Annotated in this window: 15 protein-coding genes; all 15 read right to left on the bottom strand. The window is 49.6% G+C overall.

Annotation, left to right across the window (positions count from 1 at the left end; all coding sequences use genetic code 11):
* Window positions 1-10 precede the first annotated feature (10 nt).
* On the bottom strand, window positions 11-817 hold the full coding sequence (locus tag MUB50_RS00305) for a helix-hairpin-helix domain-containing protein (protein ID WP_244791362.1): 807 nt from the start codon (window positions 815-817) through the stop codon (window positions 11-13).
* A 110-nt stretch (window positions 818-927) separates the two neighbouring features.
* On the bottom strand, window positions 928-1,359 hold the full coding sequence (locus MUB50_RS00310) for a DMT family transporter (protein ID WP_118513181.1): 432 nt from the start codon (window positions 1,357-1,359) through the stop codon (window positions 928-930).
* A 180-nt stretch (window positions 1,360-1,539) separates the two neighbouring features.
* A complete protein-coding gene (locus MUB50_RS00315) occupies window positions 1,540-2,856 on the bottom strand; it encodes a nitrogenase component 1 (RefSeq protein WP_118623566.1) in 1,317 nt (438 codons plus the stop codon).
* Window positions 2,853-4,196, bottom strand: a complete 1,344-nt coding sequence (locus MUB50_RS00320; RefSeq protein WP_118623564.1) for a nitrogenase component 1 — start codon at window positions 4,194-4,196, stop codon at window positions 2,853-2,855. The genes MUB50_RS00315 and MUB50_RS00320 overlap by 4 nt, the downstream gene beginning before the upstream one ends.
* Window positions 4,190-4,957: a nucleotide-binding protein gene (locus tag MUB50_RS00325; protein WP_118623562.1), complete on the bottom strand. Its 768-nt coding sequence runs from the start codon at window positions 4,955-4,957 to the stop codon at window positions 4,190-4,192. Before MUB50_RS00325 ends, MUB50_RS00320 begins: the two co-directional genes overlap by 7 nt.
* Window positions 4,954-5,223: a TM1266 family iron-only hydrogenase system putative regulator gene (locus MUB50_RS00330; RefSeq protein WP_015525986.1), complete on the bottom strand. Its 270-nt coding sequence runs from the start codon at window positions 5,221-5,223 to the stop codon at window positions 4,954-4,956. Before MUB50_RS00330 ends, MUB50_RS00325 begins: the two co-directional genes overlap by 4 nt.
* 27 nt (window positions 5,224-5,250) lie before the next feature.
* Window positions 5,251-6,258 carry a hydrogenase expression/formation protein HypE gene (gene hypE, locus MUB50_RS00335; RefSeq protein WP_118513183.1) on the bottom strand — a complete coding sequence of 336 codons (1,008 nt, stop codon included), beginning with the start codon at window positions 6,256-6,258 and terminating at the stop codon, window positions 5,251-5,253.
* A 130-nt stretch (window positions 6,259-6,388) separates the two neighbouring features.
* A complete protein-coding gene (gene hypD / locus MUB50_RS00340; protein ID WP_244791364.1) occupies window positions 6,389-7,432 on the bottom strand; it encodes a hydrogenase formation protein HypD in 1,044 nt (347 codons plus the stop codon).
* Entirely contained in the window at window positions 7,432-7,641 is a 210-nt protein-coding gene (locus MUB50_RS00345; protein ID WP_022426401.1) for a HypC/HybG/HupF family hydrogenase formation chaperone, read from the bottom strand. Before MUB50_RS00345 ends, hypD begins: the two co-directional genes overlap by 1 nt.
* Before the next feature lie 90 nt (window positions 7,642-7,731).
* Complete coding sequence (hypF, locus tag MUB50_RS00350) at window positions 7,732-10,104, bottom strand: carbamoyltransferase HypF (protein WP_244791366.1); 2,373 nt, start codon at window positions 10,102-10,104, stop codon at window positions 7,732-7,734.
* A gap of 78 nt (window positions 10,105-10,182) precedes the next feature.
* Window positions 10,183-11,220 carry a nitrogenase component 1 gene (locus MUB50_RS00355; protein ID WP_244791368.1) on the bottom strand — a complete coding sequence of 346 codons (1,038 nt, stop codon included), beginning with the start codon at window positions 11,218-11,220 and terminating at the stop codon, window positions 10,183-10,185.
* Window positions 11,217-12,521 (bottom strand): nitrogenase component 1, encoded by a 1,305-nt coding sequence (locus MUB50_RS00360; protein ID WP_118513187.1) that lies wholly within the window; start codon window positions 12,519-12,521, stop codon window positions 11,217-11,219. Before MUB50_RS00360 ends, MUB50_RS00355 begins: the two co-directional genes overlap by 4 nt.
* The gene (locus MUB50_RS00365) at window positions 12,518-13,291 is read right to left on the bottom strand and encodes a nucleotide-binding protein (protein ID WP_021651581.1); all 774 of its coding nucleotides are present in this window, start codon (window positions 13,289-13,291) and stop codon (window positions 12,518-12,520) included. The genes MUB50_RS00360 and MUB50_RS00365 overlap by 4 nt, the downstream gene beginning before the upstream one ends.
* Window positions 13,292-13,761: 470 nt before the next feature.
* Window positions 13,762-14,118, bottom strand: a complete 357-nt coding sequence (locus MUB50_RS00370; RefSeq protein ID WP_118513188.1) for a heavy-metal-associated domain-containing protein — start codon at window positions 14,116-14,118, stop codon at window positions 13,762-13,764.
* Between the two features lie 18 nt (window positions 14,119-14,136).
* Window positions 14,137-14,331, bottom strand: coding sequence for a FeoB-associated Cys-rich membrane protein (locus MUB50_RS00375; protein ID WP_118513189.1), 195 nt, complete (start codon window positions 14,329-14,331; stop codon window positions 14,137-14,139).
* Between the last annotated feature and the right edge of the window lie 93 nt (window positions 14,332-14,424).

The following is a 14,424-nucleotide window of genomic DNA, read 5'->3' on the forward strand; positions in this document are numbered from 1 at the left end:
TTAGCGCTCCTTACTTTATTGCTATTTTATCCTTTATCTTCTCATAGGTTCCTTCTTTGATGCCTGGTACATTCATGATATCCTCTGCTGAAGTAAAGGGACCGTTCTCTTCCCTGTAAGCGATGATCGCCAGGGCCTTGGACTCCCCTACACCTGTGAGAGTAGTAAGCTGGGATACATCAGCGGTGTTCAGATCGATCTTCTGCTCTGTACCGGTATCTTCTCCGGAAGCTTCCTGTCCGGTTCCGTTGTCCGTGTCATTTCCGGATGAAGCTTCTGTTCCATCCTGAGTGACTGCAAGGACCTGACTGTTTACTTCTTCCTGCGTTGGCACATAGATCTGCTGTCCGTCAGAAAGTTCCTTAGCACGGTTGAGATAGCTTGCCGCAGCTTCCGGAAGATATCCTCCGGCCTGCTCGATAGCCTGAAAAACACGGCTGCCATATGGAAGCTCATAGACTCCCGGGCTGGTCACTGCTCCACATATATCTACATAAATGTTCTGAGGAGTGTCTGAGATCTCCGGCAGCTGTTTTTCGACCTCCGGAGCCTGTTCCTCTGCAGACTCATTCTGTTTCTTCTGTGATATATCTGCCTCATCCTCTGCAGATTTCTTCCCGGATACTTCACTTTCCGTATCCTTCGGTTCTTCCTGCTCTGCATCTATTCCGGATGCTTCCGTACTTTCTTCCTGCACCAGTTCTTTCTCCAGAAATTCTGTTCCGTCATCCTTACAGCCTGTCAGCCCTGCCAGGATCAGTAACAAAAATATGGAAAAAACAAGCCGAACACTTCTGATATGTGATCTTATTTTCATAGGTAGGCGGTTCACTCCTTTCCGCCGATATGGCGGCAGGTGCCCCGTTACTCATGCAAAACCATACCTTATTTTAACGAAGTATTACAAATATTACAATACTTTTATTTCTATTTCCATTTGAAAATAACTACACCTGCAATACAAATCAGCATTCCCAACAGCTTTCTCCACTGAAAATCTGCTCTTTCCACACCGAAAATCCCCAGCAATTCTATAAGATACGCCACCGCAAGCTGAGAAATGACAATAAGCATAACCGCCCGCGCAGGCCCCAGACTTCCCATACTCCGGATCACTGTGATAGTGATAAATGCACCGATCACTCCTCCAAGTAAATTATATTTATCCTCCACCTGCCACAGCATGCCGATACTTTCTCTGCCTGTGAAAAACCATGCTGCCACACAGACCAGAAATGCAGAAAACTGTACCCAGCCGGTTGAAACCCACAGACTGGTCTGCTTTGTTACATTTGTGTTAAATACCCCTTGAATACTCATCAGTGCACCTGAGATCAGTGCTGACAAAAATCCCCACATAAAAATCCCTCCATACATGCTCCGTTTCCGGTATTACTGCCTGAAAAAGGCGCTGCATATTTCTGCAACGCCTTTACGGTTTCTTATAGTTTAGTTTATGTGATTTTCCAGCAATTATACACACTGCCGCCCTGTTTTCTCATCCGCATAATATTTATATGCATGATCACAAAACGCTCTTTATTCCTGAAAATATTTTCTGAGATATATCCTTCCGGAAAACGCAATATGCGGCATCTCATAAAAAATGGCTGTTTCCGGACAGATCGGACGATAGAGCGGGTCTGCCACAATGATCCTGGCTGTTTTCAACTTTTCTTCCATGGCTTCCTCGCCACAGATGGCTTCATCTCCCTTGCGCAAAAGTCCCTCCGTGATCTCCAGCGGACAGAGCATCTGAACTTTTTTTCCGTATTTCTGCTCTATGACTGCTGCCAGGGAGCCCATGGTAACCGGTTCTCCGATGATGGTAATGTCCGGTGCGGAAAAAAACAGCTCATCTCCATCGGACAATTCCCTGCTTTCTCCTGAAGGGGCCGATACTGCTGACAGACTGTTCCTTCCCTGAAAATAGATCACCTGCTCCGGAGTTACTTTCCACAGTTCCTCCTGTTTCCCTAAAATCTGCCCTCCGCTTTCCTCTGCGGAATTATCATTCTTATTTGTCCACTCTCCACAGGAGCTGTCCGCTATCCGCTCAAGTGCATCCGAAATCTCTCCCTCATAGTCTTCCACCGGAGTCCCCACAAGAAATGGCGTACCGAATTTTTCTCTCAGCACATTGGCCGCCGGGATCCCCACAGAGGATATCACAAGGTTTACCGCTGCTTCACCGGCATGGGACAAAGCTTCCAGCGTATCCCCCATAGCCCAGGTGGAAAGTATCTCCCAGCCATGGTTTTCCAGACGTTTTTTCATGGCATCTACTGCAGACTGCGGGCCAAGATCAAGGGGTGTTGCTCCAAGAAGATTTAATTTCCGGCTTCTCTTCTCTGCAGATCTTTCCACAGATCCCGTCGGTGCTTCTGAACACCTTCCGATTTTCTCTGCTGCTCCTGTGAAATGTCCTGCGATTTCTGCCAGCGCCAGCCCTGCTCCATATACATAGTCGTGCATGCCGCTGGTCGGAACCGAAAATGCCGGGATTCCGGTCCTTGCTGTAAGTGCACGGGCCAGTCCCGGAAAATCTGTTCCGTTCATAAAGGGGATCGGTGAACTTGCAAGTGCAATAAATTTCGGTTTCAGCTCCTTTGCCGCCTCTTCGACATCCTGAAGAAATTTCTCATCATTTCCCATAATTGCATCGATATCCGTAAGACCTGAGATAAAGATCAGACTGTCCTGGTCGTACCACCGGATCTCGTCATGGGTATTATAGGTAGAATTACAGCCGGAGGGATCATGCATCACTGTCATTCCTCCAAGCTCATACAATGCGGAGCAGACGCCGGACACGTCTGCCGTGTAGATCGGTATGATCCGATATGCCTGTCTCATATGCAGCTTTCGCACCCCCATCCCTTTCGAACGATCAGATCCTCCGGAGCTTTTTCCTCATTAAATGCCTCCAGCATCAGCTGTGCAGTACGTCTGATCCCGTCAAAGCCCCAAAGCCCGCCACCCTGTACCATATTAACAAAATTCCGGCTTCCGGTAAACCAGGCTGCTTTTTGTCCGACAGCAAGGATTTTTCCGGAATGCTGCCGTGGCCGCACTCTCATCTCCGGGCGGACAGTAGAAATCAGCTTCAGCTTCGGATAATTCTCCTTCAGCCAGAAAAATACTTCTTTTTCTTCCGGGCTGATACTGTCCAAAAATACGGACTGTACCTGAAATCCATGAGTAAGGAGAAGCTTTGTAAGTCCCAATGGCCTTGGATGAAAAAGATAATCCACAACTATGGGAGTGTCACCGATGATCTGGTGTGCATAAGAAAGAGTCTCCTCGCATTTTCGGATCTCCGTTTCGATATCCAGGCCATTTTTACCGCCACTGTGCTGATCCAGCAGCTCCAGCAAATACTTTTCCTGCGTCTCTATCTCCTCATAGTCAAAGCTTCCGGGCAGGTATAAAAACGGCCTTCCAAGTCTCTCCGCCTGCTGCTGTACTCCGAATTTTCCTGCCGGATAACAGTTAAGGATCAGGCTTCCCTCTCCCAGGCTCTGATAATCCTCCCAAGTCTTACAGGCCGGTGCTTCCCGGAGACGGATTCCGTTTTTCTTCAGGATCCGGCAGATATCTGCACTCTCATCCAATACAAAATCACTGCCCATGGCTGTGACACATTCCGGATCTGCCTCTCTCTCCGGTACTGCATCATACATGGCACGGCGCAGCTTCTGATCCGGAGTCGGGCCTGTTTTCTGCATGACAGGATCCATAAAACACCGCATAAAAAAAATCTCCGGAAATCTTTCTTCCAGTTCTCCGTAGATGCGATCCAGATCACTTCCCAGAAAATGATGAAGACACACGGTAAAAAGCAATACTGCCTTCGGCTTCTCATCCAGCCGGTTCAGAATGTCCGTCACTCCTTCAATGGTCACATCCTCCAGATTTCCGCCCAGAAGATCCTTTTCCTCCACAATTACAAAGGAAAAACGGTCTGCCGCATTCATCTCTGCGGCAGTCAGCACAACGCCACGCATGCAGTTATCCGCACAAACGTAGATCTGTCTTGCTTCCGGAACCAGCATTCCCGTATGTACAATATTCCAGTTTCCATGGGCCGGTGAATTAAATTCCAGCCCCGGCTGAAAGGGAACCGGAAAAGAGGCTTCCTTTATAAATATTTCTGTTTTTCCCGAAAGCCCTCTGCTACCAACTCTTTTTAACATGGGCTTTCCTCCCTGCATGTACTCAGGATCTGCTCTGCCAGCATCCGGTACTCTTCTGCCATCTCGCTGTCCGGATAGGCTTCCAGAAGAGTTTTTCCCCTGTTCTCTGCTTCCAGGACCAGCTCACTTCTGGAAAGCGTTCCCACAACCTGCGTATGAAAGTCCGCCGCCAGCGCCCGGACTTTTTCTTCCTCTCCCGGCACGTTCCGCCGGTTCAAGATCACGCCACCAAGGGACGCATATCCTCTGTTTCTGAAATTATCCACTGCCATGGCAATATTTGCCCCTGCATGGATGGCCATATTTTCTCCGGAGGTGATGATAAATACCTTATCTGCATACCCCTTTCGCATGGGCATGGAAAATCCACCACAGACAACATCTCCCAGTACATCATAAAAAACAATGTCCGGTTTATAGGTCTCATAAGCTCCGTTTTCCTTAAGCTTCTCAAGAGCGGTAATGATACCTCTTCCCGCACATCCAAGCCCCGGTGCAGGACCGCCGGCTTCCACACAGACCACACCTCCATATCCGATCTGCACCATATCCGTAAGCTTCAGCTCCTGGCGTTTTTCGTTATACAGTTCCAGCACAGTGGGAACTTTTTTTCCATGCCTGAGAAGGATCGTGGAATCTGCTTTTGGATCGCAGCCGATCTGCATCACTTTCATTCCTTTTTCCGCAAGGGCAGCTGCCACATTGGAAACCGTAGTAGACTTTCCGATGCCGCCCTTTCCGTATACCGCAACTTTTATCATTTTCTGTCCTCCGCTTTTGTGATCACATTGGAATATGCCGTTTTGGCGGAAACTCCACTGAGGCGGCCGATCTTTCCGGATAAGGAGCTGATCACATCCTGTGGTGCATCAATGGCAATACTGATGATATTGATGCCTTTTTCCCGGTAAGGGATCCCCATTCTCCCGATAATATATTTTCCCGCTTCATGAAGAAAACGGTTGATATCATCGATCACGTCATTGTTTTCCACAATGATCGAGATCAATGCCACTCTTGTCTCCATAAGATCTGACTCTCCTTTCCGATATTATCAGCAGATCCTCGGCAGAAGCTCTCCTCCCGGCTGCGGAAGAAGTGCCTGCGTTCCGATCTCCGTAGTCATGACAACCTTTCCCGGCTGGTCTTCCGTAACTTCACCGATAATGGCTGCGTCCCTGGAATAAGGACATTTACGCAGTGCTTCCACGATCCTTCCTGCCTCTTCCTTTGGTGCCATGATCACCATTCGTCCCTCACATGCCAGATAAAGCGGCTCCAGGCCAAGCATGCCGCAGACACCCTTTACCTCCGGAGCTACCGGAACAGCTGCTGCATCCAGGCGGATCCCTACGTTACTCTGTCCTGCGATCTCGTAAAGAACCGTTCCGACACCACCTCTTGTGGCATCACGGATCACATGAATGTTATGGGTGGCATCCAGCACCTCTTTTACAGCTCCCCACAGCGGTGCGCAGTCACTTGTCACATCTGCGTCAATGCCGAAATCCTCTCTTGCCAGAAGAATGGTGCATCCATGTCTTCCCACATCACCGGTTACAATAATGGCATCTCCCGGTTTTGCCAGCTCACCGCCTACCTGAACGCCTTCCTGGATCTCACCCATTCCGGTTGTTGTGATAAACACACCGTCAACCTGGCCTTTTCCTGCCACCTTAGTATCTCCGGAAACGATACGCACTCCGGCTTCTTTTGCTGTTTTTTCCATGGCGGCGGCGATCTCCTCCAGCTTCTCCATGGGAAAACCCTCCTCGATGACAAAAGCGCAGGTAAGATACATCGGTTTTGCTCCCATACAGGCAAGGTCATTAACTGTTCCGCAGATGGAAAGCTTGCCGATATTTCCCCCAGGAAAAAATGCCGGAGAAACAATAAATCCATCGGTGGATACTGCCATTTTTCCTGCAGGCGGAACCAGCACTGCCGCATCATCGGCTGTGAGATCCGGGTTTGCAAAATGTGCTTTGAATACTTCATCGATCAGTTCTGAAGTCTGACGGCCTCCGGCACCGTGTGCCATGGTCACTGTTTTATTTTCCATAATATTATCTTCTTTCTATGCTGGGTCAAAGGAATTTCATATCGGTTTCATCCTGTCAGATTTTCCGGATACGATCCTTCGTTTGTACTATATGTAATGTATCATATTTTGCAGTCCATTAAAGCGGACATCAGTTTCCGTACATAAAATATGCGGAACATGCTCCTTCATTGGATACCATACAGGCACCTACCGGATGCTGCGGGGTACAGACCTTTCCGAATACCTTACAATCTGATGGTTTGCAATTTCCCTGAAGCACATCCCCGCAACGACAGGCTGGATTTGGCCTGCCCTGGATCGGCGGCACTGCATATTTTTTTCTGGCATCAAAGGCTTCCCACTCCTTCCGGAGCACCAGCCCGGATCCCGGGATCACACCCAGGCCGCGCCATTCGGAATCGCAGGGCTCCATCAGTTCACCGATCAGCTTCTGCGCCTCCGGGCTTCCCTCACTTTTTACCACACGGGGATAGCAGTTTACAAAGAACGGTTTTCCTTCCTGAAAACGTACCAGTGCAACAGCCAGTGCCGTAAGCAGCTCCTTCGCTGTAAAGCCTGCCACCACACCACTGATGCCTTCCTCTGCCAGATGCTCGCAGAGCGCAGTTCCTGTGATCGCATTGACATGTCCAGGATAAAGGAACACATCCGCACTGCCCTTTAATGCCTGATAAGCCTGGGGCATAGTCTTGTTTGCCACAAGGAGCGAATAGTTGGAAAGTCTGTCCTCTCCGGCCTTTTTCACGGAAAGACAGCCAGCAGGCGTGGTGGTCTCAAAGCCAACGGAAAGAAATACCACCTGCTCTTTTGGATGCTCTTTCGCATATTTTTCTGCATCTGCCGGTGAATAGACGATCCGTATCCTGGCGCCTTCTGCCCTGGCATCTGCAAGGCTTTTCTTTGTTCCCGGTACGCGGACAAGATCACCGAACGTGCAGATCGTCACCTGTTTTTCCAGAGCAAGATAAACGGCCTCGTCAATAAACCCTACCGATGTTACACAGACCGGACATCCCGGTCCTGAGATCAGCTCCACCTGAGACGGCAGAAGCTTGCGGATTCCCAGACGGAAGATCTCGTGGGTGTGTGTTCCGCAGACCTCCATGATCCGCACCGGCGGCCCCTGATATCCTTCTATGATCTCTCTTGCTGTTTTTTTCTTCTCTTCCATCACAGCAGTTCCTCCATCAGCTGGTCTGTCTCTTCCTCGTCATCATCGGTGATCTTTGCAATGGCAACACCAGCATGCACCATCACATAATCCCCCGGCTCCAGGTCTCCCAGAAGCTGGGCGGAAACCTCTCTCTTTGCGCCGCCTGCGTCCACCACTGCTGTTCCGTCACTGATCTTTACTACTTTTGCTGATAATCCTACACACATATCTGTGCCTCCCATCCTGCATTTCTGCTGTATGCTCCATGCATTATCATAAAACATTTATGATCCGTATCTGCATGATATTGTCTATATTTATCTGTGCCGCTGCACATAAGCCATCCCATACACCGCCTGTCCCAGTGCGATCCCTCCGTCATTCGGCGGGATCAAGCTGTGCTTCAGAACTTCAAACCCCATTTCCGTGAGGCCATCATCTACCAGTTCCAGAAGCAGCCGGTTCTGAAAGACACCACCGCTTAATGCCACTTTCCGGATTCCGGTCTGTCTCTCTGCTTCCTCACAGGCTGCAAGGATCTCATCTGCCAGTGCCCGGTGAAATCCATAAGCCAGCTTCCCGGGATCCTCTCCTGCAAGCCTTGCCCGGACCAGATATGCAACGATCTCACCTGTATTTAAAATAAATTTTCGTTCATCTTCAGACGCTTCTGAGATGCCTGTGCTTTCCGTAATGTCTTCCTTTTCTGACACCCGTATCTTCAGATTTTCTTCCGGATTTTTCTTCTGCATCTCCCGCTGCTTTCTCCAGGCTTCCGCCGCAAATTCCAGCGCTGTGGACGCTTCTCCCTCAAAGGTGGACGCTCTCCGGATCCCCAGGATTGCACTGACACCGTCAAAAAGTCTTCCCGCACTGGTGGAAGTCACGGCATTGATCTTCCGCTGTGCCATAGTCACCAGCACCTTTGCTTCCTGGTCTGTGCAAAGTCCCAGTTTACGGACAGTATTCAGGGTTCTTTCCAGATTTCCCGTATTCTGCCAGATCAGGGAAACGGCGATCCGCCAGCCTTCTTTTGCAGAAATATCTCCGCCAACCTGGACAAAGGGTTCTATACTTCCAAGCCTTGTAAATCCCTGACAGTCTGCGGCCAGGATCTCTCCGCCCCAGATGGTTCCATCGGTTCCATAGCCTGTTCCGTCAAAGGAAACCCCTATCACCTTTTCTTTGCAGTCATTTTCTGCCATGCAGGATAAAATGTGTGCATAATGATGCTGCACCCTCAGAACTGGAAGCCCAAGCTCCTCTGCCACTACTGTGGAATTATATTTAGGGTGAAGATCACAGACTACTATCTCCGGCTGCACCTCCAGAAGTGTTTCCAGCCGCCCGATCGTCTCCTTCAGGGCTTTTACCGTTCGAAGATCCTCAAGATCTCCTACATAAGGAGAAGGATAAAAACGGTTATCCACACCAATGCAGAAGGTGTTCTTAAGTTCTCCACCTGCTGCGATCACCTGGCCTTTCCAGGGTGTGGAGACCATAAACGGCAGAGGCGCATACCCGCGGGAACGGCGGATCATATAGGGTTCACCCTTATAGAAATCCATCACCGAATCGTCGGCCCGGATACGTATCTTCCTGTTGTGGGAAAGAATACAGTCACAGAGATGGGAAAGCTCCTCTGCCGCCTCCTCATCATCTCTGCAGATAGGCGCCCCGGAAGTGTTTCCACTGGTCATTACCAGAAGCCCGGGCATCCGGATCCCATCATCATAATGATAAAGAAGCAGCTGAACCGGTGCATAGGGAAGCATGACACCCACCTTGGGATTCCCGGGTGCAATGCTCTCACAAAGCCCTGTTTCTCCCGGCAGCTTATCCAATAGCAGGATTGGCTTCTGATGCCCGGTAAGGATCTTCTCCTGCTCCTCACTGACCTGACAGATCTCCTTCACAGCTTCCATATCCTGTGCCATCACTGCAAAAGGCTTCACCGGACGCCGTTTTCGCTGCCGCAGACGCTGTACAGCCTCCTCACTGGTAGCATCACAGCAAAGGTGAAAACCACCGATCCCCTTGATAGCTACGATCCCGCCGGAAGCAATGATCTTCCTCGTATAAGTGATGGCCTCCCGTCCCCTTTCCTCTCTTCCCGCCAGGTATACCTCCGGACCGCAGTCATTGCAGCACACCGGCTGGGCATCATAGCGTCTGGTGTCCGGGTTATGGTACTCATCCGCACAGGAAGGACACATGGGAAATTCCTTCATACTGGTCCGTTCACGGTCATAAGGAAGCGAATCCAGGATCGTCAGTCTCGGACCGCAGCAGGTACAGTTGATAAAGGGATGAAGATACCGCCTGTTTTCCGGATCAAACATCTCCGCCTTACATTCATCACAGATCGCGATATCCGGGGAGACAAAGATCTCACCCTTTGTCTTCTCACTTTCGATGATATCAAACTGTGTAAATTTCTCCGGCTCCCCCACCGGTTCTTCAAGAAGCTTCAGGATAGCTGCACGCTTCGGCGGCTTATTCCCGATATCTGCGATAAAGGCATCCACATCCTGCTGCTTACCCTGAGCAAAAATCTCCACATAAGGTCCTTTATTGGACACACTGCCACGGATTCCTCTTGCCATAGCATGACGGCTCACCGTAGGGCGAAATCCCACTCCCTGTACGATCCCGTAAACACGAATCATTTTCGTAATTTCCTGCTCCATATGTTTCTCCATTCCCTGCAGCTGTTTCCACTGATCCGGCTGCAGCCTGCATGTAACTTTATGTCCTGCCCTTATGGCCTACCTGCATTTTCCGGATACCGCAAAATGCACTGTATCTACAAACATTCCTGAAAAAGCCTTTGTCATCCGCTTCATACATGGATCTGCAAAGATCACGTAATATCCGCCCTTCTCTGCCAGCTCCATGTAATCTTCCTCATCCCTTAATGACACATCACCCTCCTCCAGGAGATCTTTTTCCATGGAAAACCAGCTTGCCACGGTGATCTCTCCGTCCGCGCCACGTTTCCGGAGTTCATCTCTTATAGCACCGGCTATCACCTGCTGCTGCACGATGAGAATCTTTTTTCCTGCATAGTCCATATCAGGAACCAGCTCTTCCGCCAGAGGATATCCCACCTCATAAGGTGTTCTGAAGGTTTTCTCCAGATATCTGGCACATTCCAGTGCCGCAGGAGAAACTACGATATTTTTTTCCGCAGAGGAGGCTTTTTTTACTTCAGCAAGCCCGTCTCCCATTCCATAGCAGACGGCTCTCTGTCCTCTGGTACGGAACTTTTCACGGATCTTATCTGCTGCTTTCAGGTCACTGACATCCTGAGGTGTCATTCCGAGAACTCCTGTCTTACCAGCCTCCACAGGCAGCTTTTCCCGGGCAAAGGCTTTAAAAAGCTCCAGATAAGCTTTCCGCTCTCCCGCATCATAAAGCTCCATTCCGTTGGTATTTACCGCAAGCACCGGAAGATCTGTTTTCTTCTCGCACATCCGCCGCAGTGCCTGATGATCCGTTCCGATCACAGCCGGTACCGGTGTTCCGACAATGGCTGCAAAGCCTGCCTCCACCTTTTCTGCCGCATCCACAAGCTTGGCAACCAGGCGGTCATCCCGTCCCAGGATGGCATCCATATCCCGAAGTCCTGCACTGAATACCGCGCTTTTCTGTTCAAACCATCTTGGTTCATCAAAGCCGCAGACATTTCCCGCACATCCTCCTGCATCACAGATCACGATGATCCCGCCAAGCTCATACAGCACTGACACGGCTCCGGACTGATCTGGTGCAAAGGGTGTCAGATATTTCCGAAGTCCTCTCATACCTTTTCTCCCTTCTGCAAAACTTTCTCTGTCAGTGTCTCAAACAGCCTGCGTACCCCTGCATAGCCATAGGGCTGCCGGTCCTGATTCCACACTGCATTTGGCTGATCCCGGTGATAATATCCTGCATCCTTTCCTATGGTAAGGTTCACTCCGCTCCCGGACGGATCGTAATACAGCATGGTGGGTTCCATATTGGAAAAAACCTTTGTATCCGGACTCAATTCCGCAAGATGCCGTATATATACAAAATTCTCGGCTGTGATAGTTCCGTAGATCTCCGGCACCCGGAAACCATACCGCACCAGGGCCAGGGCCAGCTCAAAGGGATCTCCGTTCATGCACTCCCCTACAGCAAAAGACGCATCCGGACAGACTTCCCGGAATCTCTCCACTGCCTCTTCTGCTGCTTTTTTATACACTCTCTGATCAAAAGAGACTCCAAGAACCTGTCCCAAGGCACGATACTGATTTTCGATCTTATCTGTCTGGTAGAGCCTCCGAAGCTCAATAAAAGGAATCTTCAGCCGGTCATGAAAATCCTCCGCTGCAAACCTTGCTTCCGGATGAAGCACCAGATTAAAATTGGCCTGTGACATAGTCTGATATTCTTCATAATCCTTACATCTTGAGATCTCATGGATGGTCTTTACGCCTGCCTGCTGCAGCAGCTCATAAATCTCGCAGTCATCAACCAGCGGCGAAAAAAATCCCAGAAGATTGACCACATTTCCCTTTTTCTTCTGTGGCTCAAGGAGGGAGTATAAGGACTGGCGCACATGGACCATAGGCGGCTTTCTGCCCTCACGTGTCAGTGCGTACATGTAACAGGGGCGTACCGGAATATCCACCTTTTCCTCTGCCTTCCGGCAGACACGTTCCATATCCGTTCCCAGAAGTGCATCCACACAGGTGATACAGATCATCACCACAGACGGCTTCTTCTCACAGCAGTCGCAGATCTCTTTTACCGCTTTCGGGATCTTTTTCAGGTGACGGCCTGTAACAATATCCGTCTCGTCCATCATCAGATAAAAAAATCGATCATTGTACTCCGGCATGGAACTGATAAGAGAAGTATTTCTTCCGCAGCATCCCGGTGCCACGATCAGCATAATGGAGTCCGGCACTGCAAGCCCGGCCCGCTTTACGCCAAAGCCCTCCGCTCCCGGAGAGTTAAATGCCAGAGTTGCCGGAGAGCTGTAGATCAGATGCTTCCCGGAGATCATCTGCGGAGGGATCATTTCCAGCCCGCCCCGGGCCAGTTCTTCTGCAGTTGCAAAATATGCTTTCTTTTTCATATATCCTCCTTCTCCGTTTCTTCACTTTCCAGTAGCTTCCTCGCCAGTGCAAAAAATTTCTCACTGATCTCAGAATTCTCGTCTCCCTCGATCACTGTTTTGCCCTGATCCTCCCATCGGATGATCTCGTCACTTCTCGGGATCTCACCCACGATCGGGATATTGTTTTTTTCTGCAAAAGCATTTACTTTTTCCGTTTCATTCTCCACATTCCTGTGATTCAGCACGATCCCGAAGATCCTCGCATAGCTTCGATCCTCAAAATTCCGCACAGCGCTGGAAATATTATTGGCTGCATAGAGCGCCATTTTCTCTCCGGATGTAACAATGAGTACTTTTTCCGCATAGCCCTCCCGGATCGGTGCCGCAAAACCGCCGCATACTACATCCCCAAGAACATCGTAAAGCACTACATCCGGCTTCCAGGTCTCAAAAAGCTTCAGATCCTCCAGAAGCTGAAAGGTTGCGATGATGCCTCTGCCTGCACAGCCAAGTCCCGGTGTGGGGCCGCCGGTCTCAATGCAGAGGACTCCACCAAAGCCCTCCTTTGAAATATCCTCCAGCTTTTCCGGCTCCTCATCCTCTTCCCGCATATAATTCATTACCGGTCGTAGAGGTTCTCCCCCAAGAAGATTGATGGTGGAATCCGCCTTGGGATCACAACCGATCTGGATCACTCTCTTCCCCATGGCTGCAAAAGCCGCCGCCAGGTTGGACGTCACTGTAGACTTTCCGATACCGCCCTTTCCGTATACTGCTACCTTCAGCATAAAATCCTCCCTAATTCATTCTGTCCGCTCCCGCAGGTATTTTTCATAAAAAAAGCTCTTTCACGCACAAGGTGAAAGAGTCCCGTATTCCGCTCACAAAACATAGTCAGGCGGATATTCGCGATCCGCATTTGCTGCTTGTTCATAACCGAATAACTGCTTCGCAGTTGATTCGGTTAAGCTGTGCCGGATGAACAACGATTCCTGCTCGGATATTCCTTGCCGTCAAAGTCTGTTTCCTGCTGTATTTTGTTTTAATGCCTCATCCGGATAGAAAGAAAATATTTCATTCCGTCTGAATTTTTCTGTTTTTATTATACAATAGTGTACATTAGTGAGTCAATTGCAACTCTGACTTTTTATACAAAAAAAGACCTCCAGGCGAAATATTTTTAAGCATTTCGCCGAGAAGTCTCTTCTCTGATCTGCCGGCTCAGAAGCTGCGGCAAAGTTATTCTTATGATAAAGCTTTACTGGATAGAAACTACGTGATATCCCCTGTCTTCCACTACCTTCTTAAGCTCTTCGTCGGATATCTCTCTGTCGTAGGAAACCACTGCCTCACCTTTTTTCAGGCTTACTTTTGCTGCCGCACCGTCAATGCGGTTGATAGCTCTTGTGACACTGGCCACACAGTTCTCACAATGCATACCGGTGATCTTCATGGTTTTCTCGCCCAGCTTGGTTCCATCCAGCTTCTTCTTCGGAATCTCCGGCTTGCTGCCGCCTCCGCAGCAGGCACCTTCCCCCTTCAGATGTTTATATGCACCTTTTCCGGCAAACAACATAATGATGATAACAGCAATGACAACAATTGCATTTGCCATGATTTCTTTCCCTCCTGATCACTTATGCATTCCATTGCACCCGGAGCAGCCGGAACAGCCGGAGCAATGGCCGGCACAACCGCCTGTACGTGTATTACCGGCACAGCCGACACAGCTGAGCCCCTGTTTCTTTCTTGAATAGAGATAACTGATCACAAATACGCCATATGCGATCACCAGTGCCAGTACAATAATATCCGCTATCATACTCATATCTGTCACCCTTTCTTTCGCTGTACAGCCGGTAAACTGCTGCCAGCCTCTGATGAATACTTTTGTAAAAAACTTCTATATTTTTTCAGGCTT

The sequence above is a fragment of the Blautia sp. NSJ-140 genome (assembly GCF_022868965.1).
Classification (GTDB): Bacteria; Bacillota; Clostridia; order Lachnospirales; family Lachnospiraceae; genus Blautia_A.

What these genes read in the sequence shown, in the direction of transcription:
- MUB50_RS00305 (WP_244791362.1), bottom strand. Translation starts at nt 817, where the DNA reads ATGAAAATAAGATCACATATCAGAAGTGTTCGGCTTGTTTTTTCCATA.
- MUB50_RS00310 (WP_118513181.1), bottom strand. Translation starts at nt 1,359, where the DNA reads ATGTGGGGATTTTTGTCAGCACTGATCTCAGGTGCACTGATGAGTATT.
- MUB50_RS00315 (WP_118623566.1), bottom strand. Translation starts at nt 2,856, where the DNA reads ATGAGACAGGCATATCGGATCATACCGATCTACACGGCAGACGTGTCC.
- MUB50_RS00320 (WP_118623564.1), bottom strand. Translation starts at nt 4,196, where the DNA reads ATGTTAAAAAGAGTTGGTAGCAGAGGGCTTTCGGGAAAAACAGAAATA.
- MUB50_RS00325 (WP_118623562.1), bottom strand. Translation starts at nt 4,957, where the DNA reads ATGATAAAAGTTGCGGTATACGGAAAGGGCGGCATCGGAAAGTCTACT.
- MUB50_RS00330 (WP_015525986.1), bottom strand. Translation starts at nt 5,223, where the DNA reads ATGGAGACAAGAGTGGCATTGATCTCGATCATTGTGGAAAACAATGAC.
- hypE (WP_118513183.1), bottom strand. Translation starts at nt 6,258, where the DNA reads ATGGAAAATAAAACAGTGACCATGGCACACGGTGCCGGAGGCCGTCAG.
- hypD (WP_244791364.1), bottom strand. Translation starts at nt 7,432, where the DNA reads ATGGAAGAGAAGAAAAAAACAGCAAGAGAGATCATAGAAGGATATCAG.
- MUB50_RS00345 (WP_022426401.1), bottom strand. Translation starts at nt 7,641, where the DNA reads ATGTGTGTAGGATTATCAGCAAAAGTAGTAAAGATCAGTGACGGAACA.
- hypF (WP_244791366.1), bottom strand. Translation starts at nt 10,104, where the DNA reads ATGGAGCAGGAAATTACGAAAATGATTCGTGTTTACGGGATCGTACAG.
- MUB50_RS00355 (WP_244791368.1), bottom strand. Translation starts at nt 11,220, where the DNA reads ATGAGAGGACTTCGGAAATATCTGACACCCTTTGCACCAGATCAGTCC.
- MUB50_RS00360 (WP_118513187.1), bottom strand. Translation starts at nt 12,521, where the DNA reads ATGAAAAAGAAAGCATATTTTGCAACTGCAGAAGAACTGGCCCGGGGC.
- MUB50_RS00365 (WP_021651581.1), bottom strand. Translation starts at nt 13,291, where the DNA reads ATGCTGAAGGTAGCAGTATACGGAAAGGGCGGTATCGGAAAGTCTACA.
- MUB50_RS00370 (WP_118513188.1), bottom strand. Translation starts at nt 14,118, where the DNA reads ATGGCAAATGCAATTGTTGTCATTGCTGTTATCATCATTATGTTGTTT.
- MUB50_RS00375 (WP_118513189.1), bottom strand. Translation starts at nt 14,331, where the DNA reads ATGAGTATGATAGCGGATATTATTGTACTGGCACTGGTGATCGCATAT.